Source organism: Streptomyces sp. NPDC088923 (genome assembly GCF_044749745.1).
Classification (GTDB): domain Bacteria; phylum Actinomycetota; class Actinomycetes; order Streptomycetales; family Streptomycetaceae; genus Streptomyces.
Genome location: NZ_JBIVIO010000008.1, coordinates 87915 through 104434 on the forward strand (window position 1 = coordinate 87915; position 16520 = coordinate 104434).

The window sequence follows — 16520 nt, forward strand, 5'->3', positions numbered from 1 at the left end:
ATGGATCGACCATGCTCGACCCGCAGAGGCAAGGGCTACCACCGCTCGACCCCGCGACGGTCAGCGACGCCGCCTCCTGCGCCTTGAGCACCCGCCTCGAAGGCGTGCGCGAGGCGCGGCAGTTCGCCCGTTCGACGCTGGACCGCTGGGAACTGGCCGAACTGGCCGACGACATCGCCCTCGTCGTCTCCGAACTCGTCACCAACGCCCTGCGCCACGCCCTCCCCCAGCCCGCGCCCGAGGACACCCCGGACGAGAGCCCCGTGCGCCTGCACCTCATGCGCTGGGCGGGCCGCCTGATGTGCGCGGTGCGCGACCCGAGCGACGCGAGCCCGGTGGCGCGCGCGGAGGACTTCGGCGCGGAGTGCGGGCGCGGCCTCTTCCTCGTGGACTCCTTCAGCGAGAGCTGGGGCTGGCACCCGCTCGCCGGGACGCCGCACGGGAAGATGGTGTGGGCGCTGTTCCGGGTGTGAGCGCGGGGGCCCGCTGAGGCCCCGGGAAGGCCGACGAGCGGTGCCGCTGTCCGCGGACACCGCTCTTTTTCGTACGGGGGACCGCGCGCGGCCCCGCCTTCCCGCGAAAGTCGCCCTCAGCCCGTGACGAGGTGGTCGAATTCCCCGTCCTTCACACCGAGGAGCATGGCCTCGATCTCGGCGCGCGTGTAGACGAGCGCCGGGCCCTCGGGGTGGCGGGAGTTGCGCACAGCGACGTCGCCGCCCGGGAGCCGGGCGAACTCCACGCAGGTGCCCTGGGAATTGCTGTGCCGGCTCTTCTGCCAGACGACCTGGTGGACCTTCTGGAGTTCGGTTGCCGCCATGCCGTTGTACGCCTGGTGCACTGGTTGCTCCCGGTGGTGCTGTGGCCAATGGTGCATCGGTCAACTGCGCGTGATCATAGCCGCGTTCATGTGCTGATGCATGAGCAGATGCACGTGCACGTGGGGTGTCCCCCTGACTACAGGCTTCCCGGGAGGCGGTGGTTCCCCTCCTGAACACGCGAAAGCCGGCCCCGCAAGGGGGCCGGCTCGTGGAGACGTGGCGCACATCACTCTGCGTAGGGCGCCTACGCAGGGTGCCGGGCGCGAGGGATCAGCGCTCCTCGCGGAAGTCGACGTGCCGCCCGGCGGCCGGGTCGAACTTGCGCAGCACCATGCGGTCGGGGTCGTTGCGGCGGTTCTTGCGGGTCACGTAGGTGTAGCCGGTGCCCGCCGTGGAGCGGAGCTTGACGAGGGGACGGAGTTCGTTGCGAGCCATGCCCCCAGTGTACGCATATGAAAATGATTTTCAACAAGTGCGGGAGGTGAGCCCCCTCACCCCGCCCTCGGCCGCCGCGCCTCCTCTTCCTCCACCGACGGCACCCGCACCGTCTTCTCCCGCTCCCGTCCCTCCCGCGGCGGCTTCGGCGGCGCGAGCGCGGCCGAGAAGCCCTCCAGCGCCTCGACGAGCATCCCCGCGCCCTTCCGCGCGACCCGGTCGGGCGCCTGTTCCCCACTCCCCTCCGCGTCCCAGTTCCCGAGCGCGGCGCGCACCGCGTCCCAGCGCGGTGCGGAGCGGTCGCGCAGGTCCCGCGCGGCGCGGGTGCTCGCGGCGTCGAGCGCGTGCGCGAGCCGGTCCGCAGGGGGCAGGGGCAGGGCGCCGCGGCCGGGCAGGTGCGCCTCCATGAGCATCGCGACCCGCGCGATCTGCGCGAGCGCCTCGTCCGCGTCGTCGGCGGCCGCGCGCGAGAGCCCCCGCTGCCGTACGGGCTCGTCGCGCGCCTTCTCGACGGCCTCCTGCCACTCGGAGCGGCTGTCGCGCGCGGCGAGGAGGTCCTTGCGCACCTGGGCGCTGCGGTCCTCGGAGGGGTTGGCGTAGGCGCGGAAGACGGCGGCGGCGTAGGCGGTGTGCGCGAGGAGCGCGGTCGCGAGCCTGCCGCGCAGGCGCGGCGCCTCCCAGGCCGGGTACAGGGCGTACGCGAGCATCGCGAGGAGCCCGCCGACGAGGGTGAGCCCGATCCGCTCCAGCGTGGTCTGTTCGAGGTCGGTGCCGGCCATGCCGAGCAGGAAGACGACGTACATCGAGACGCAGAACTGCGCGACGACGTACCCCGTGCGCATGAGCAGGTACATGAGCCCGCCGCACAGCACCGCGAGCCACGCGAGGACTTCCGTGCCGGGGTGCGCGAGGCGCACGACGAGGCTCGCGAGGGTCACGCCGAGGAGCGTCCCGGTGAAACGCCCGGCGGCGCGCGCGTAGGTCTGCGAGAAGTCGGGGCGCATGACCATGACGGAGGTGAGCGGCGCCCAGTACGGGTGCCCGAGCGGCAGCAGGGAGCCCAGGAGGTACCCGACGCCCGCGACGACGGAGATGCGCACGCCGTGCCGGAAGACCGGCGAGTTGCGGCGCAGCTGGAGGCGGAGCAGCAGCGCGATGCCCGCCGCCTGCTGCGAGAGCGGCGCGCGGGTGCGGGTACGGGTCACGGCGGGCATGCCGTGGGAGGCGGTCTCCCGCGCGTCGTCGGGGACGCGCGAGCGGGTCCCGCCGCTCGGGTCGGCGGTGTCGCGTACGTCGTCGAGCAGCGCGAGCAGGCGGCGCACGGCCCGCAGCGGGGGCCCGGAGAGCAGTTCCTCGGTGTCGGGCGTGCGCAGCACGGCCTTCGTCGCCGCCGGTACGCGGACCGGCTGCCCGCGCCGCACCGCGCGGGCGCACGCGTCGAGCACGGTGCCCGCCGCGTACAGCAGTTCGCGCACCCGCTCGCGCGCGGGCCCCTCCTCGGGGACCCCGAAGCCGGGGTCGGCGAGCGAGGCGAGCACGGGCCTGATGCGCTCGGCGACCCCGCGCGGGCCGCGCAGCTCGACAGGGCGGCGGCGGGCCTGACCGGGGGTGAGCACGGCGGCCTTGCGGGCCTCCATGAGCGGTTCGGGGTCGAAGTCGGCGACGGGGTCCTGGCGCAGTCTGCGCGCGTAGTCGGCGACGGCGGCCAGCGCGTCGGCGAGCGCGTCGCGGTGCGCGCCCCAGCGCCGGATCGGTACGAGCCAGACGAGCGCGGCCTGCACGAGTCCGCCGGTCGCGATGACCGCCGCGTGCCCGAGCGCCGAGACGACGGAGCCCGGCAGGGTCACGGTGACCATGACGATGGAGACGTTCGAGGCGGCGATGATCCCCGCGGTGGGCCCGGCCGCCCAGGCCATCCCGGCGGCGAAGGCCCACAGCATGAGCAGCGGCACGAAGAGCCACAGGTGGACGACGCACACGTAGCCGAGGAAGGTGGATACCGCGAGGCTGAACCCGGAGGCGAGCGCGAGCAGCGGCCGGGGCCGCCAGGAGCGCTGGAAGGTGGCGACGGCGGCCGAGAACGCGCCGAAGGCGGAGGAGGCGGCGACGCCGGGGCCGAAGAGGTTGAGGCTCAGCAGGACGACGAGCGCGAGCCCGGCGGCGCCGCGCAGCGCGACGAGCGGCACGAGGCGCTTGCGCTCGACCTTGAGGCCGGACCGGGAGGTCTCGGCGAGGGCGTTGAGCCAACTCACAGGGCCACAATACGGATAAAAGGCCTGCGGCTAATCAGCCCCTCCGGCGTTTGAGGAGCGGGGGTCGGGGGGCAGCGCTCCCGGCATCACGCCGAGCCGCGCGAACGAGGCCGCCTCCCGCCCCCGCCGCCACCCCGCCTCGTCACTGATACCCCGCACCCGCGCCGCCTTCGCCCTCGGGAACATCCGCTCCGTCGCCTCCGTGACGGCCACGTCCCGCGCCGCGAGGACCGGCAGCACCTCCGGCTCCGCCGATTCCGTCACCGTGGCCTCGGCCGTCTCCTCCAGCCTCGCCCCGACGTGCTCCGCGTAGGCGAGCAGGAACGACTGCCGGAACGTCTTCGTCCGCCGCCGCCCCGCGGCCCTCGTCTCCGCCTCCGCGCGCGTGAGCGCGGCCTGCGCCTGGACGAGGAGTGAGGTGTGCAGCAGTTCGACGGCCGCGAGGTCCCCCGCGTCCCCCACGACGGTCGAGAACCCGTGCTCCTCGTTCCACACCGCCCGGCAGCCGCTCGCGCGCGCGACCGCGTCGAGGAGGATCGCCTGCGCCTCGCCGTACGGCGGCTCCACGCCGATCCGGCACGCGGCGACGCCCTCGCCGGGCCCGGCGGGCACGCCCGCCAGGCGCGCGGTGTCGATGCGGTGCCGGGTCATGAGTTCCTGCGCCTTCGCGCTGAGCGCCTCGGCCTCGGCGGGGTACGCGGTCGCCTCGGCCTTGGCGAGCAGCGCGCGGACGCGGGTCAGCTCGCGGTCGTCGGTGGGCAGGGGCGCGGTCGGCACGGCGCCGGGCGGGGGGCCGACGGGCTCGATCGCGGGGACCGCGAAGAGCAGCCGGAGCAGTTCGACGGCTTCGGCGGCGGCGCTGAAACGGTCCGCGCGTATGCCGCCCCCGGTGTCCCCGCCGTCCCCGGTGTCGAGGTCGGCGAGCTGCGCCTCCCAGCGGGGGGCGAGTCGCGCGTACCGGCGGGCCTCTTCGCGTACGAGAGCGGCGTACCGCAGGCTGTGCGCGGGCCGCAGCTCGCGGCGGACGAGCCGCGCGAGGTCGGCCGGCTCCCAGCCGCGCCGCCAGGCCGCGCCGAGGAGCGCGGTGCCGCGCTCGGTGAGCAGGGCGTGCGCGGTGGTGGCGGGGAGTGCGGCGAGGAGGGAGGCGGCGGTGTCGAGAGAGCGGTCGCTCCCGTCGCCGAGCGCGGCCCCGAGCGCGTCCCGCGCGGCGCGCGCCGGATCGGGTCGGCGCGACTCGCCCGAAGGAGTGTCGCGGGCGTTCTCGCGGGCGTTCTCGTTGGTCCTACCGGTCTCGCGGGGCACTCCCCCATTGTCCACACCCTGTGGAAACCCCGCCCGACCCATCCGCAGGGCTTCACGCACAATTACTCACTCGTCGGAGTGAGGGCCGTGACGACTTTCGCGGAGTTATCCACAGATTCGCGGTTCTGGCGGGGAGGGGCGGGGCGGAGCCGGAAGAATTGACGGCAGCGGGTGGCCCACCTCCCCTTTGGGAGGGTGGGGTCTGTCGCGCGGGAGGGCGGGGGTTGGCGCGGGGGAGGGCGGGGTCCGTAGCGAGGGAGGGCGGGGTCCGTAGCAAGGAGGGCCAGGTCCGTCGCGAGGGAGGGCCGGGCCCGTCGCGAGAAGCCGCCCCGCCCCCGCCGCACCCACCCCCACCACCCCGCAAGCCCCCCACCCCTCCAGTCCCCCTTGCCAGTCCACCCTCGCCAGCCCCCTTGCCAGCCCCCGCCTCGCCAGCCCCCTCGCCATTCCCCCCTTTGTCAGTCCCCCCTGCCAGACTCGTACACGTGACCGATCCCGCCGCCCGCTGGCTGCTCACCTCCGCCGACGCGGAGGGCCCGGCCGTGCGCGTCGCCCCGCTCACCCCCGAGGGCGCGCTCGCGGCGCCCCCGGTCGCCGAGCCGGACGCGGCGACGGCGGTGCGGGCGAGGCCGGGCGTGGGCCGCTGGGTCTGGCGCGCGACACCCCAGGTGTACCCGGCGCTGCTCGCCGCCGGGGTCCGCGTCGAACGGTGCTACGACATCGAGGCCGCCGAGACGCTCCTGCTCGGTCACGAGGGCGGGTACGGGCAGCCGCGCTCCCTCGCCGCCGCGTGGGCCCGCCTGCACGACGCCCCCGTCCCCGAGGACCCGCCGGGCCCCTCGGCGGAGCCCGAGGCGCAGTCCTCCCTCTTCGACCCCCGCCCCGCCCCCCTCCCGCCCGAGGCGGTCGCGGAGGTCTACGCGGAACAACTGCGCCGCCACGCGAAGACCACCCACCCCGGCCGTTTCACCCTCCTCACCGGCACGGAGTCGGCGGCGACGCTCGTCGCGGCCGAGCTGAACGCGACGGGCCTGCCGTGGAGCGCGGACCGGCACAGGGAACTCCTGCGCGAGCTGCTCGGCGAGCGGTACGCGGGCGGCGGCGAGCCGCGCCGGCTCGCGGAGCTGGCGGAGGAAGTCTCGCGCGCGTTCGGCAAACGCGTGCGCCCCGACCTGCCCGCCGAGGTGCTGCGCGCCTTCGCCGAGTCGGGCGTGAAGCTCACCTCGACGCGGCGCTGGGAGCTGGCGAAGGTCGACCACCCGGCGGTCGCCCCGCTGCTGACGTACAAGAAGCTGTACCGCGTGTGGACGGCGCACGGCTGGGGCTGGCTCGCGGACTGGGTGCGCGAGGGCCGTTTCCGCCCCCGGTACGTGGTGGGCGGCGCGGTCTCGGGGCGGTGGACGACGGCCGGGGGCGGCGCGCTCCAGATCCCGAAGGTGGTGCGCGGCGCGGTCGTCGCGGACCCGGGCTGGCGCCTCGTGGTGGCGGACGCGGCCCAGATGGAGCCGCGCATCCTCGCGGCCGTCGCGGGCGATCCGGCGCTCCTGGACGTGGCCGAGAAGGCGGACGACCTCTACGCGGCGGTCTCGGACCGCGCCTTCGCGGGCGACCGCGACCGCGCCAAGATCGCGGTGCTCGGCGCGATCTACGGCCAGACCTCCGGCGACGGCCTGAAGAACCTCGCGGCCCTGCGTCGCCGCTTCCCCAAGGCGGTCGCCTACGTGGACGAGGCGGCCCGCGCCGGCGAGGAGGGCCGCCTCGTCCGCACCTGGCTGGGCCGGACCTGCCCGCCGCTGGGCGGCGAGGCCCCGGAGGAGGCCGGCATCCCGCAGGAGGACGAGCCCGCCCCCTCCCCCTCCGCGTCCCGCGCCCGGGGCCGCTTCACCCGCAACTTCGTCGTCCAGGGCGCGGCGGCGGACTGGACCCTGCTCCTCCTGGCGGCCCTGCGCAGAGAACTCCGCACCCGCGCGGCGGAACTCGTCTTCTTCCAGCACGACGAGGTCATCGTCCACGCCCCCGCGTCCGAGGCCCCGGACATCCCCGCCCTCATCGCGCAAGCGGCCCGCGAGGCCACCCGCGTCTGCTTCGGCACCATCCCCCTCCGCGTCCCCTTCACCACGGCGATCGTGCAGTGCTACGCGGACGCGAAGTGAGGAGCGGGCACTGGGCCGGCATCTCTCCCGAACCGGATGCCGGCCAGGCGATGCCGACGTCTGGCAACGCTCTCGGCCCGTTGAGCGAGACCCCGGGGCGAGCTCGGCCAGGCACGGTTCCAGATGCGCGTCCCGGCTGCACCGAGGTCCCCGGTCATCGCAGGAATAGGCCAGCCATGGACCACCTGCGCTGACATTCCCGTGCCGCCGTTTGCCGCTGTTTCAAGGCGGTCGGCAAGCGACTCCCCCATGGGTGCCGAGCCGCTTCGAGGCAACCGCGCCGCCTCTGGCATCGCCCGGAGACACAGAGAAAGAGAAGGTGACCCCATGACGCCCGGCCCCGTACCGGTGCAGATCCTGACCGTCCCGCCCAGCAGCGCCCGCCGCGCGGCGCCCCCGGTGGCCTCGGCCGCCGTGACGCTGGTCGCGGACCTCGACGACGTCGTCGAGAGCGCCGAGTGCTCCTGCGACGCCGGTGACGACAACCCCTTCTGAACCCCAGCCCGACCTACGCGCTCCGGCCCGTCCACCGACGGGCCGGAGCGTCCTCACGTACAGCGCTAAGGTGCCCGCATGGTCTTCCGCTGGGACTGGCTCCGCCCCGCGCTCACCGCAGCGGTCGTGCCCACCCTCGGCCCCGTCCACCCGCACGCCCTGACGGTCGACCTCTTCGAAGCCACCCTCCTCGTGGCCGCCGACCGGAGCTTCCTGCCGTACGACAAGGACCGCCGCTGGGGCGGCGAGAAGCAGGAGGTCGTCCTCGTCGACGACGTGGTCCACCACCCTGGCCACACGCTCGTCCCGACTCTGTTGACCCGCAACCGGCGATCAGTGAAGGTCTTCGCCTATGGTCACCGGAGCGACCTCCTCGACCAGGCCGCCGAGCTCGCGGCGAAGCTCGCGGCTGTTCACGGAGCAGCCGCTGCTCGTGTTGTCCGTCCACTGGCCCCGGAGACGCCGCATCCCCGTGGCGTCCGCATCCAGCTCCAGGACTTCACGGCACGGCCCTGTCCCCCCGCCACCGGCCCCGTCCGTCGCCTCGAAGACTGGCCCCTCCCCATCCGCGGCACCTTCACCGCCTTCGCCCGGACGATGGCAGCAGACGGCTTCACCTTCCTCAACCGGCAGATGAAGACCAAGGGACGCGGGCCCGTCCTCGTCGCCGTTCTGGAAGACCGTGTCGTCGGTGCCATCGGCCCCATGGAGGTCGGTCCCGACCCCACGGGAGTCGCCCAGCTCATGCCGCAGTACTTCGCCGTGCACCCCGAGGCACGCGGGCAGGGGCTCGGCCGGCAGTTGTGGCGTGCCGCCATGCACTGGGGCCACACGCACGGCGCTGCCTACCAGCTCCTCCAGACGGAAGTCGGCGGTGCCTCGGACCATCTGTGCCGCACCGAAGGTCTCGCCACTCTCGGCTTCGTGGACGCGAGCACGGTGTGCGTCCCGCGCGGCTCGGTCCGCGGTGCGTTGCGGTGAAGCCCCGGTGCTCGCATGCGAGAGGTCTCCTGCTCTGGCGCACCAGTCCCCCTCCCCGGCGTCGAGATCACCATCACGCCCTCACCTCACACCACCCCCGCCCCCCGCCACACCCCCACCACCGTCACCGCCGCGTTGAAGGAGGACGCGGCGGACACGACCACTCCGCCGCCCGCCATCAGTACCACCCACCCCACCGGCCCCCACAGCGCCCCCGTCCACCGCGCCACCGGTGCCGGGGCGAGCAGGGCCGCCACCCGCCGGGGCACCGGGCCGGGGGAGGCGAAGGCCGGGAGGAGTCCCGCGTTGCCGCCCCGCCCCCGCGAGGAGAGCGCCGCGCGTCCCACCGCCCGTGCCGTCACCCGGCGGTCCCCCACGATCCGCGCCGCCTCCTCGTCCGCCCATCGCTCCGCGCCGTACGTGAGCGCACCGACCAGCGGGCGCAGCAAGGGGTTCGCGCACGCGGCCAGCCGGGCCACCAGGAGCAGCCCGTGGTGGCGGCCCGCGAGGTGTGCCCGTTCGTGGGCGAGCAGGGCCCCGTACTCGCGCTCGGTCAGGCACTCCCGCATCCCGCGCGAGACGACGACGAGCGCGGGGCGGCCCGGCAGGGCGTACGCGTACGGGGCCGGGTCGGGCAGGACGGCCACGCCGTCCCCGTCCCGTAGCGCCGAGGCCGCGCGGCGCGCCGCGACCCGCGCCGTCCGGTGCCGCGTCCCCGTCCGTACGCACGCCACGAGTGCCGCGAGCAGCGCCGCCAGCGAGGCGAAGCCCGTGACCTCGTCCCAGGGCACCGCGGCCCGCACCTCCGGGTCGGCCCAGGCGTCCGGGAGGGGATTGTGCGGGATGCGGGCCGTGCCGACGACGCCGAAGAGGCCGAGGCACACCGTGCTGCACAGGGCGAGCACGACGGCGAGCGCGGTGAGCAGGAGGGTCGCGGTGCGCGGGTGGAGGTGGCGCACCGCGAGGCGGCCGACCGGCAGCGCGGTCAGTGGGACGACGAACGGCAGGAAGACGACGTACTCCACGTACCTCAGCCCTCTCCGGAGCCCCCGGCCCCGCCGCCCGCGAGCGGGCCCGCCGGGCCGCCGCCCGCGCCACCGCCCGGCCCGTCGCCCGCGCCACCGCCCAGCCCGTCGCCCGGCCCGTCGTCCGGCGCGCTTCCCGCGAGCAGCTCTCGCACGAGCCGTTCGTCCTGTGCCGAGAGGGAGGTGACGAAGCTCGTGAGGACCGCGTCGCGGTCGTGCTCGCCGTCGAGCAGCCGCCGCATCCGCAGCGCCGCGAGCCCCGCCTCGTCGGCGACGGCGCTCCACAGGAAGGAGCGGCCCCGGCGTTCCCTGGCGACGGCGTCCTTGGAGCGGAGCCGCGTCAGGATCGTCATGACGGTCGTGTACGCGAGTTCCCCGCCGACGTGTTCGCGCACCCACCCGGCGGGTACGGGTCCGGGGGCGGAGTGGAGCACGGCGAGCACCCTGGCCTCCAGTTCGCCCTGTCCACGCCGTCGGCCGCCGTTCCGCTCGGTCCCGCTCACGCCCGCACCTCCTCGTCCCCGCTCACACCGGGTCCCGATGGTACCGAGGCCGGAGGAACCGGGCCCCGTCACAAACTTCTACAGTCCTGTAGTTTTTCAGACAGCCACACCACCCGAGACCAAGGAGCGAACACCATGGGAGTCACGCTGGCCAAGGGCGGCAACGTCTCACTGTCGAAGGAGGCCCCCGGGCTCACGTCGATCACGGTCGGCCTGGGCTGGGACGTCCGGACCACGACGGGCAGCGACTACGACCTCGACGCGAGCGCGCTGCTGTGCTCGGCGGCCGGGAAGGTCGTCTCGGACGCGCACTTCGTCTTCTACAACAACCTGACCAGCCCGGACGGCTCCGTCCGCCACACCGGCGACAACCTGACGGGCGAGGGCGAGGGCGACGACGAGTCGATCGAGATCGACCTCGCCCAGGTCCCCGCCGAGGTCGACAAGATCGTCTTCCCGGTGTCGATCCACGAGGCGGAGTCGCGCGGCCAGAGCTTCGGCCAGGTCCGCAACGCCTTCATCCGCGTCGTCAACCGCGAGGGCGGCGCCGAACTGGCGCGATACGACCTCTCCGAGGACGCCTCGACCGAGACCGCGATGGTCTTCGGCGAGGTCTACCGGCACGGCACGGAGTGGAAGTTCCGCGCGGTCGGCCAGGGCTACGCCTCCGGACTCGCGGGCATCGCCTCGGACTTCGGCGTCAACGTCTGAGACGTCCGAGGAGACGGGCGTACGGATACGGGTACGCGAACGGGCCGGGGGCCGGGTTCGCCGTGATGGCGGCCCGGCCCCCGGCCCGTACCGGAGTACCGGGTTCTCAGAGGTCGAACTCGTGCGGGGGCAGGCCGAGCGCGAAGCACGCCTCGCGCACCACGCCCTGCTCGTCCTTGTCGAAGTCGCCGTCGGCGCCACCGATGACGATGCCGATCTGAATGACCGCGCGCGCCTCGGCGGGCTTCTTCTTGGCCTTGGCGATCTCCTGGAGGATGCCGACCTTGCCGAAGGCGAAGTCGCTCGTGAGCTTGTCGAGGTTGGCCTCGAAGCGGCGGCGCAGATCGTCGGCGGGGAAGTTCTGGAGCACCTCGTTGGAGGTGATGAGCTGCGCGACGCGCTGCCGCTCGGAGGGGTCGACGCTGCCGTCGGCCGCCGCCACGAGCGCGCACATCGCCATGCTCGCGTCGCGGAAGGCGCCGCTCTTGAGGTCGTTCTTCTTCGCGACGAGCTGTCCCTGCATCGTCTGCGCGGAATCCTTGATGCGATCCCAGAGCGCCATGAGAACTCCGTCTCTCGTCAATCCCGGCCCGCCGGGCACGGTGGGCCGACCACGGGCAGCCCCACTGGACCCCCGTACTTCTACAGTGCTGTAGAAGCTACCAGTCGCGCCCCGGCACCCTTTCCAACGGACGGCCCGGCGGAAAAGATCCCGCCAATCCCGCGCGTCACAGGGAGCGGGGGGGGACGCGGAGCGGGCGGGGCGGGGAACAGGCGAGGGCCCGCCCTCCCACGTGCGTGTGCGTGGGAGGGCGGGCCCTCGTCGATCCCGTCCGGGGCGGCGGTCAGCCGTTGGCGGCGCCGTTGCCCGAGAGGACCGGGATGTCCTCCAGGAGGTGCGACAGCGGCTCGTCGCCCTTGGCCTGGGTGGAGTTCTCGGTGCACTGCTGGTTCTGCGGCGAGGACAGGACGTTGACGTCCTGGACCGCGATCGGCACCAGGCCGACGAGGGAACCGGCGTTGACCTTGGCGGGCAGGCCGATGCAGGGCTTGTTGAGCGAGCCCTGGACGAGAGCGAGCTGGGGGCTCATGTTCCCGTAGGTGGCCTGGTTGCCGTACGCCTGCTGGGCGCCGTTGCCCGAGACGGAGGTCGTACCACCGTCGTCGCCGAGCGCCATGGCGGGAGCGGCACCCGCACCCGCGACCGTGACGGCGACCGCGGCGGCGGCCCACAGCTTCTTCATGACTGTCCCCTTTCGGAAAGCGGACCCCGAGACAGGATCACCAGCCACCCCAACCGCCCCACTCCCCCCGGAGTTGCGCCCACGGGCCCGCATGACACCCGATCGGCCCACCCGGCCCCGCGCGACGGGGAAGGCGCCGGCCGTCCGCACGCCGGGCGGTGGCGACGGGGCTCGTCGGGGTGTACGGGCCGCTGCCCGGGCCTCTTACGCAGGGGACCACCGGACCGGGAGGAGGTCACGTACCACGGATCGGTGCCGCCCTGGGGCGGCGCCCGCGCACTGCGCCCGTAAGGGGGAGCGCGCGAGGGGGCGCAACGCGCACGAATCCCTCATTCGCCCCCACACCGTGCGGTGAACGGGGGACCCTGGGGTGTGACGGCCTGAGCACGGGGCACGTCTGGCGACGATGAGGAAGCATGACGGAACCTGAACCCAGAGGCGGCGGCTGGAAGCGACAGGGCTTCATCCCCGTCAGCCGCCGGTCCTCCGAACAGCCCGCCACCCCCTACCCCCCGCCGCCCCCGCGCGGCACCGACCGCCCCCCGCGCGACACCGCTCCACCCCCCGTACCGCCCGCGCCCGCGGACCCGGCGGGCCCCGACGCCTCGTACGAACCGGTCTTCGCGCGGCTGTGGCAGCGCTGGACCACCGAGGGCCGTACGGTGCCCGGCGAGCCCGACCCGGAGTGGGCCGCGCTCACCCGCCGCAGCCCCTGGCCGCGCTGAGGAACGCTCTCGAGACACGGCGAGGGCCGCCGTCCCTGGCGGGGAAGGCGGCCCTCGGTGCGCCGCGGAGGCGGCGTGCGCTCGCTCAGCTGTTGCCGGCGCCGTTGCCCGAGAGGACCGGGATGTCGTCCAGGATGTGCGAGAGCGGCTCGTCGCCCTTGGCCTGGGTGGAGTTCTCGGTGCACTGCTGGTTCTGCGGCGAGGACAGGACGTTGATGTCCTGGACCGCGATCGGCACCAGGCCGACCAGGGAACCGGCGTTGACCTTGGCGGGCAGGCCGATGCAGGGCTTGTTGAGCGAGCCCTGGACGAGCGCCAGCTGCGGGCTCATGTTGCCGTAGGTGGCCTGGTTGCCGTACGCCTGCTGCGCGCCGTTGCCGGAGACCGAGGTCGTGCCGGCGTCGTCGCCGATCGCCATGGCGGGGGCGGCGACAGCGGCGGTCGCGCCGACGACCGAAGCGGCGACGGCCGCGACAGACATGACCTTCTTGATCATCAGTGATCCTTTCGAGTACGAGCCCCGTCCCGGAGCACGCTGGACAACTGGCGGGCCGGGCTCGGGATGCGGGCGTTCACTCCAATGGCCCAGGGATTCATCACACCGCTGCCACCGGGCGAAACACCCGTGCGGCCTTCGTACGGGGTCAGCCGCCGCGGTTGTTGCGGGTGGGGCGGTTGGGGCGGCGGTGGAGGTGCAGGAACGAGAGGCGGGTCAGGGTCTCGACGGAGCGCTCGCGGTCGCCTGCCGTGCCGACCGGCAGCGTCCGCGCACGGCCCCGCGCCCGGACGGCGGCGGCCTCCTGCTCCTGGAAGAGGTCGGCGTCCTCGGGCGCGACCCGCCACGTGAGCCGCCCCGCCGCCGTGTCCACGTGAACGGGGGACCAGCCGTCCGGGCCCGGGGCCCCGACGCTCCCGGCGTGCAGGCGCAGGACGTAGGCGATGAGCCCGGCGCGCTCGCGCTGGGCGGCGTCGAGCTCGGCGTGCACCTCGGCGAGCCGGTCGACGAGGCGCAGTTCGCGCGTGGTCCAGGAACGGGAGCGGGAGCGGCGCGGGGCGCGGGCGGGGGTCGAGGCCCCGGCGGCGGTGGCGAGGGACGGGGCGGGGGCGGCGGCCTGCGCGGGCTTGGCGGGCCTGGCGGACTTCTTCGCCTGCGCGGCGGGCCGGGCGGACCTGGCGGACCTGGCGGGCTTGGCCGACCCGGAGGGCTTGGCCGACCCGGAGGGCTTGGCCGACCCGGAGGGCTTGGCCGACCCGGAGGGCTTGGCCGACCCGATGGGCTTGGCCGACCCGATGGGCTTGGCCGACCCGGAGGGCTTCGGGGGCGCGGAGGGCTTCGCGCCCTTCGCCGCCTTCGCCGCCTTCGCGGGCTTGGCGGGGCGGGTGGCCTTGGGGGGCTTCGCCGCGGTACCGGCTCCGCCCCCGGCTCCCTTTCTCTCCACGGCGGTGCGCGTAGCCATCACGGATTCCTCCCTGGGCGGTGAACACAAAACGGGAACTGCCGTGAATTCGGCGGGCGAAAGACGCGGGCCGCATCAAGGCAGTTGAGATGATAAACAGCGCTTCGCGGCAAAATTCGTGCCCACCACGCCGTTTCTTCTCAGAAATTCATGCGAAGCCGTACGAATCCAGGGGTCCGAGCACTCTGAACGGGTGAAGGAGGGCGAGGGGGCGAAACCGATGGGCGGCACGGCAGTTTGCCAGGAAGCAGCCGGCTGCCGCGTTCCGCGCCGTCAGTCCCTGCGTACGCGCACGCTCCGTATCGCCCGCCGCCGCCCGCCCTGCCCGGGGCCGCCCCGAACGTCCCGGGGACAGCGTGCGGGGGCATCGAAAGGTTGGACATGATCAAGAAGTTCGCGGCCGCCGCCGCGCTCACCGCGGGTGTCGTCGCCCTCGGCGCCCCGCAGGCCCTCGCCCTCGCCGACGACGGCGGCACCACGTCGGCGTCCGGCAACGGCGCCAAGCAGGCCTTCGGCAACCAGGCCACCTTCGGCGACCAGAGCCCGCAGCTCAGCCTGGTCCAGGGCTCGCTCAACAAGCCCTGCGTCGGCCTCCCGGTCAAGGGCAACGTCGGCTCGCTCGTCGGCCTGGTGCCGGTCGCGGTCCAGGACGTCAACGTCCTGTCCTCGCCGCAGAACCAGCAGTGCACCGAGAACTCCACCCAGGCCAAGGGCGACGAGCCGCTCTCGCACATCCTGGACGACATCCCGGTCCTCTCGGGCAACGGCGCCGCCAACGGCTGACCGTCGCCCGTCGCTCCGGCGTCGAACGCCCCGCCCGCCCCCGTCCCGCCCAGGGACGCGGGCGGGCGGGGCGCACTCGTGTGCGGAGGAGGGCGGGCGGGGCGCGCTCGTGCGAATGAGGGCGGGCGGGAATTCGGCGAGGCGGATTTTCCGTACGGAATACACGCACGCCCCTGCGAAATAACAGAGCGTCACCTTCCCCGTCTTGGGCGGGGTTTTCGCTTTCCACTGTCGACTCTCCGTTCGGGTGAAGTTGCGTGGCCTTCCCGTCCGGCAGGGGTTTCCTCCGCTCCCCCCTTTCGTTCACAGGGCACGCCGGGCCCCATCCGGCGTGCCACTCCCTCTCTCGTCTCCCTTCCGAAAGGAACGACATGCTCCAGAAGACCGCCGCCGTCTTCGCCGGCGCCGTCCTCGCGCTCGGTGCCGCCGTCCCCGCCTTCGCCGACTCGGGTGCCGAGGGTGCCGCCATCGGTTCGCCGGGCGTCCTCTCCGGCAACCTCGTGCAGGTCCCGGTCCACGTGCCGCTGAACGTCTGCGGCAACTCGATCAACGTGATCGGGCTGCTCAACCCGGCCTTCGGCAACACCTGCGTCAACGCCTGATTCCGCTTCACCCCCGGCCCCCGCTGAACGGGCCCGGGTCCGCCGGCCCTGGGAGCGCGCCTCCCAGGGCCGGTTTCCGCTCCGCGTCAGGAAGAACCTCGCCATGCGCCACACCCTGGGCACGGGGATGCTCGTGACGGCCGCCGCGGCCTCCGGCATCCTCTCCCTGAACGGCGGTTCCGCCCTCGCCGCCGAACCCACGGCGGCGGGCTCGCCCGGCATCCTCTCCGGGAACAGCGTGCAAGCCCCGGTGGGCATCCCCGTGAACGTGTGCGGCAACAGCGTCGACGCGGCCGGGATCGGCAACCCCGTCTTCGGTAACGGCTGCGGGAACACGGACGGCGGCGCCTCGGCCGGACCCGCGCGGCCGCACGAGCACGAGCGCGAGCAGGCCGGACCCGAGCACGAGCAGGCAGGGCCCGAGCGCGCGAAGCCGGGGCGGCACGCGGCGCCCGGACCCGTACGGGAGGCTGCCGGGCACGAAGCGGCCGGGGGCCGGGCGGCCTCGCGTGGCCGGCACGCGGCGCCCGCCGCGGGGACCTCGTCGGTGGCGCGGGGCGGAGCGACCGGTTCGCCGGGGCTGCTCTCGGGGAACGCGGTGCAGGCGCCGCTCGACGTGCCGCTGCACGTGTGCGGGAACACGGTGGACGTCGTGGCGCTGCTCAACCCGGCCTTCGGCAACGGCTGCGGCAACGGGGTCCCGGCCCCGGAGCACCCGGCGCCGCGCCCGCCGCACCACGTACCGCCCGGGCACGTACCGCCCCAGCACGTACCGCCGAGGACGGACGACGGGGACGGCGGCGTGTGGTCGTTCGGCTGGACCGAGGACGGGGAGGCGCGTCCGGTGCGGGTGCGGCTCGCCGAGACCGGTGCGGACGCGGGGCTGTTCGGGGTCGCGGGGGCTTCGGCGGCGCTCCTCGTCGGGGGTGCGGTCCTCTACCGGCGCAAGGCGGTGCCCGCTCACCGGTAGGGTCGCCCGACGTGGCCCGGACGGGTGAATCCCGGCCGGGCCTGTCAGCGAATCGAACGAGGTG

At 74.2% G+C, this 16520-nt stretch carries 19 protein-coding genes; 9 read left to right on the forward strand and 10 right to left on the reverse strand.

Annotated features, from left to right (window positions below; genetic code table 11):
- Positions 1-11: 11 nt before the first annotated feature.
- Positions 12-473 (forward strand): ATP-binding protein, encoded by a 462-nt coding sequence (locus ACIP4O_RS25620; RefSeq protein ID WP_401577895.1) that lies wholly within the window; start codon positions 12-14, stop codon positions 471-473.
- Positions 474-589: 116 nt separating this feature from the next.
- Here the strand turns inward: ACIP4O_RS25620 and ACIP4O_RS25625 are convergent, their stop codons facing one another.
- The 4 genes from ACIP4O_RS25625 to ACIP4O_RS25640 form a co-directional block, all read right to left on the reverse strand.
- Positions 590-838 carry a DUF397 domain-containing protein gene (locus ACIP4O_RS25625; protein WP_361324043.1) on the reverse strand — a complete coding sequence of 83 codons (249 nt, stop codon included), beginning with the start codon at positions 836-838 and terminating at the stop codon, positions 590-592.
- Positions 839-1088: 250 nt separating this feature from the next.
- Positions 1089-1253, reverse strand: a complete 165-nt coding sequence (gene rpmG, locus ACIP4O_RS25630; protein WP_361323329.1) for a 50S ribosomal protein L33 — start codon at positions 1251-1253, stop codon at positions 1089-1091.
- 56 nt (positions 1254-1309) lie between these two features.
- Positions 1310-3505, reverse strand: coding sequence for an FUSC family protein (locus tag ACIP4O_RS25635; RefSeq protein ID WP_401577897.1), 2196 nt, complete (start codon positions 3503-3505; stop codon positions 1310-1312).
- A gap of 30 nt (positions 3506-3535) precedes the next feature.
- Positions 3536-4807 (reverse strand): DUF2786 domain-containing protein, encoded by a 1272-nt coding sequence (locus ACIP4O_RS25640; RefSeq protein WP_401577899.1) that lies wholly within the window; start codon positions 4805-4807, stop codon positions 3536-3538.
- A 485-nt stretch (positions 4808-5292) separates the two neighbouring features.
- Between ACIP4O_RS25640 and ACIP4O_RS25645 the strand changes: the two genes are divergently transcribed.
- The 3 genes from ACIP4O_RS25645 (at position 5293) to ACIP4O_RS25655 (ending at position 8436) form a co-directional block, all read left to right on the forward strand.
- The gene (locus tag ACIP4O_RS25645; protein ID WP_401577901.1) at positions 5293-6960 is read left to right on the forward strand and encodes a bifunctional 3'-5' exonuclease/DNA polymerase; all 1668 of its coding nucleotides are present in this window, start codon (positions 5293-5295) and stop codon (positions 6958-6960) included.
- A 327-nt stretch (positions 6961-7287) separates the two neighbouring features.
- A complete protein-coding gene (locus ACIP4O_RS25650; RefSeq protein ID WP_401577903.1) occupies positions 7288-7455 on the forward strand; it encodes a hypothetical protein in 168 nt (55 codons plus the stop codon).
- Between the two features lie 78 nt (positions 7456-7533).
- Positions 7534-8436, forward strand: coding sequence for a GNAT family N-acetyltransferase (locus ACIP4O_RS25655; protein WP_401577905.1), 903 nt, complete (start codon positions 7534-7536; stop codon positions 8434-8436).
- A gap of 86 nt (positions 8437-8522) precedes the next feature.
- Here ACIP4O_RS25655 and ACIP4O_RS25660 read toward each other — a convergent pair whose 3' ends face one another.
- Together ACIP4O_RS25660 and ACIP4O_RS25665 are read right to left on the reverse strand one after the other, a co-directional pair.
- Positions 8523-9461: a M56 family metallopeptidase gene (locus tag ACIP4O_RS25660; RefSeq protein WP_401577907.1), complete on the reverse strand. Its 939-nt coding sequence runs from the start codon at positions 9459-9461 to the stop codon at positions 8523-8525.
- A 5-nt stretch (positions 9462-9466) separates the two neighbouring features.
- Positions 9467-9964, reverse strand: a complete 498-nt coding sequence (locus ACIP4O_RS25665; RefSeq protein ID WP_401577909.1) for a BlaI/MecI/CopY family transcriptional regulator — start codon at positions 9962-9964, stop codon at positions 9467-9469.
- 135 nt (positions 9965-10099) lie between these two features.
- On the opposite strand from ACIP4O_RS25665, the gene ACIP4O_RS25670 reads away from it, so the two are divergent.
- Positions 10100-10675 carry a TerD family protein gene (locus tag ACIP4O_RS25670; protein ID WP_401577911.1) on the forward strand — a complete coding sequence of 192 codons (576 nt, stop codon included), beginning with the start codon at positions 10100-10102 and terminating at the stop codon, positions 10673-10675.
- A gap of 106 nt (positions 10676-10781) precedes the next feature.
- On the opposite strand, the gene ACIP4O_RS25675 is transcribed toward ACIP4O_RS25670, so the two are convergent.
- Together ACIP4O_RS25675 and ACIP4O_RS25680 are read right to left on the reverse strand one after the other, a co-directional pair.
- Complete coding sequence (locus ACIP4O_RS25675; RefSeq protein WP_164289401.1) at positions 10782-11237, reverse strand: tellurite resistance TerB family protein; 456 nt, start codon at positions 11235-11237, stop codon at positions 10782-10784.
- A 283-nt stretch (positions 11238-11520) separates the two neighbouring features.
- The gene (locus ACIP4O_RS25680; RefSeq protein ID WP_007823807.1) at positions 11521-11919 is read right to left on the reverse strand and encodes a rodlin; all 399 of its coding nucleotides are present in this window, start codon (positions 11917-11919) and stop codon (positions 11521-11523) included.
- Between the two features lie 416 nt (positions 11920-12335).
- Between ACIP4O_RS25680 and ACIP4O_RS25685 the strand changes: the two genes are divergently transcribed.
- Positions 12336-12644, forward strand: coding sequence for a hypothetical protein (locus ACIP4O_RS25685; protein ID WP_401577913.1), 309 nt, complete (start codon positions 12336-12338; stop codon positions 12642-12644).
- Positions 12645-12729: 85 nt separating this feature from the next.
- Here the strand turns inward: ACIP4O_RS25685 and ACIP4O_RS25690 are convergent, their stop codons facing one another.
- Entirely contained in the window at positions 12730-13140 is a 411-nt protein-coding gene (locus ACIP4O_RS25690; RefSeq protein ID WP_361323358.1) for a rodlin, read from the reverse strand.
- Between the two features lie 148 nt (positions 13141-13288).
- Positions 13289-14101 (reverse strand): hypothetical protein, encoded by an 813-nt coding sequence (locus ACIP4O_RS25695; protein ID WP_401577915.1) that lies wholly within the window; start codon positions 14099-14101, stop codon positions 13289-13291.
- A 381-nt stretch (positions 14102-14482) separates the two neighbouring features.
- Here ACIP4O_RS25695 and ACIP4O_RS25700 point away from each other — a divergent pair, with 381 nt between their 5' ends.
- The 3 genes from ACIP4O_RS25700 to ACIP4O_RS25710 all read left to right on the forward strand — a co-directional run bounded on the left by ACIP4O_RS25700 (position 14483) and on the right by ACIP4O_RS25710 (position 16456).
- Positions 14483-14884 carry a rodlin gene (locus tag ACIP4O_RS25700; RefSeq protein ID WP_401577916.1) on the forward strand — a complete coding sequence of 134 codons (402 nt, stop codon included), beginning with the start codon at positions 14483-14485 and terminating at the stop codon, positions 14882-14884.
- A 371-nt stretch (positions 14885-15255) separates the two neighbouring features.
- Complete coding sequence (locus tag ACIP4O_RS25705) at positions 15256-15486, forward strand: chaplin (protein WP_401577918.1); 231 nt, start codon at positions 15256-15258, stop codon at positions 15484-15486.
- Positions 15487-15589: 103 nt separating this feature from the next.
- Entirely contained in the window at positions 15590-16456 is an 867-nt protein-coding gene (locus ACIP4O_RS25710) for a chaplin (protein ID WP_401577920.1), read from the forward strand.
- The last annotated feature ends 64 nt before the right edge of the window (positions 16457-16520 follow it).

Excerpts from the sequence above, each read along its gene's own strand:
- ACIP4O_RS25620 (WP_401577895.1), top strand. The coding sequence starts at position 12 with ATGCTCGACCCGCAGAGGCAAGGGCTACCACCGCTCGACCCCGCGACG.
- rpmG (WP_361323329.1), bottom strand. The coding sequence starts at position 1,253 with ATGGCTCGCAACGAACTCCGTCCCCTCGTCAAGCTCCGCTCCACGGCG.
- ACIP4O_RS25650 (WP_401577903.1), top strand. The coding sequence starts at position 7,288 with ATGACGCCCGGCCCCGTACCGGTGCAGATCCTGACCGTCCCGCCCAGC.
- ACIP4O_RS25655 (WP_401577905.1), top strand. The coding sequence starts at position 7,534 with ATGGTCTTCCGCTGGGACTGGCTCCGCCCCGCGCTCACCGCAGCGGTC.
- ACIP4O_RS25670 (WP_401577911.1), top strand. The coding sequence starts at position 10,100 with ATGGGAGTCACGCTGGCCAAGGGCGGCAACGTCTCACTGTCGAAGGAG.
- ACIP4O_RS25675 (WP_164289401.1), bottom strand. The coding sequence starts at position 11,237 with ATGGCGCTCTGGGATCGCATCAAGGATTCCGCGCAGACGATGCAGGGA.
- ACIP4O_RS25680 (WP_007823807.1), bottom strand. The coding sequence starts at position 11,919 with ATGAAGAAGCTGTGGGCCGCCGCCGCGGTCGCCGTCACGGTCGCGGGT.
- ACIP4O_RS25685 (WP_401577913.1), top strand. The coding sequence starts at position 12,336 with ATGACGGAACCTGAACCCAGAGGCGGCGGCTGGAAGCGACAGGGCTTC.
- ACIP4O_RS25690 (WP_361323358.1), bottom strand. The coding sequence starts at position 13,140 with ATGATCAAGAAGGTCATGTCTGTCGCGGCCGTCGCCGCTTCGGTCGTC.
- ACIP4O_RS25695 (WP_401577915.1), bottom strand. The coding sequence starts at position 14,101 with ATGGCTACGCGCACCGCCGTGGAGAGAAAGGGAGCCGGGGGCGGAGCC.
- ACIP4O_RS25700 (WP_401577916.1), top strand. The coding sequence starts at position 14,483 with ATGATCAAGAAGTTCGCGGCCGCCGCCGCGCTCACCGCGGGTGTCGTC.
- ACIP4O_RS25705 (WP_401577918.1), top strand. The coding sequence starts at position 15,256 with ATGCTCCAGAAGACCGCCGCCGTCTTCGCCGGCGCCGTCCTCGCGCTC.
- ACIP4O_RS25710 (WP_401577920.1), top strand. The coding sequence starts at position 15,590 with ATGCGCCACACCCTGGGCACGGGGATGCTCGTGACGGCCGCCGCGGCC.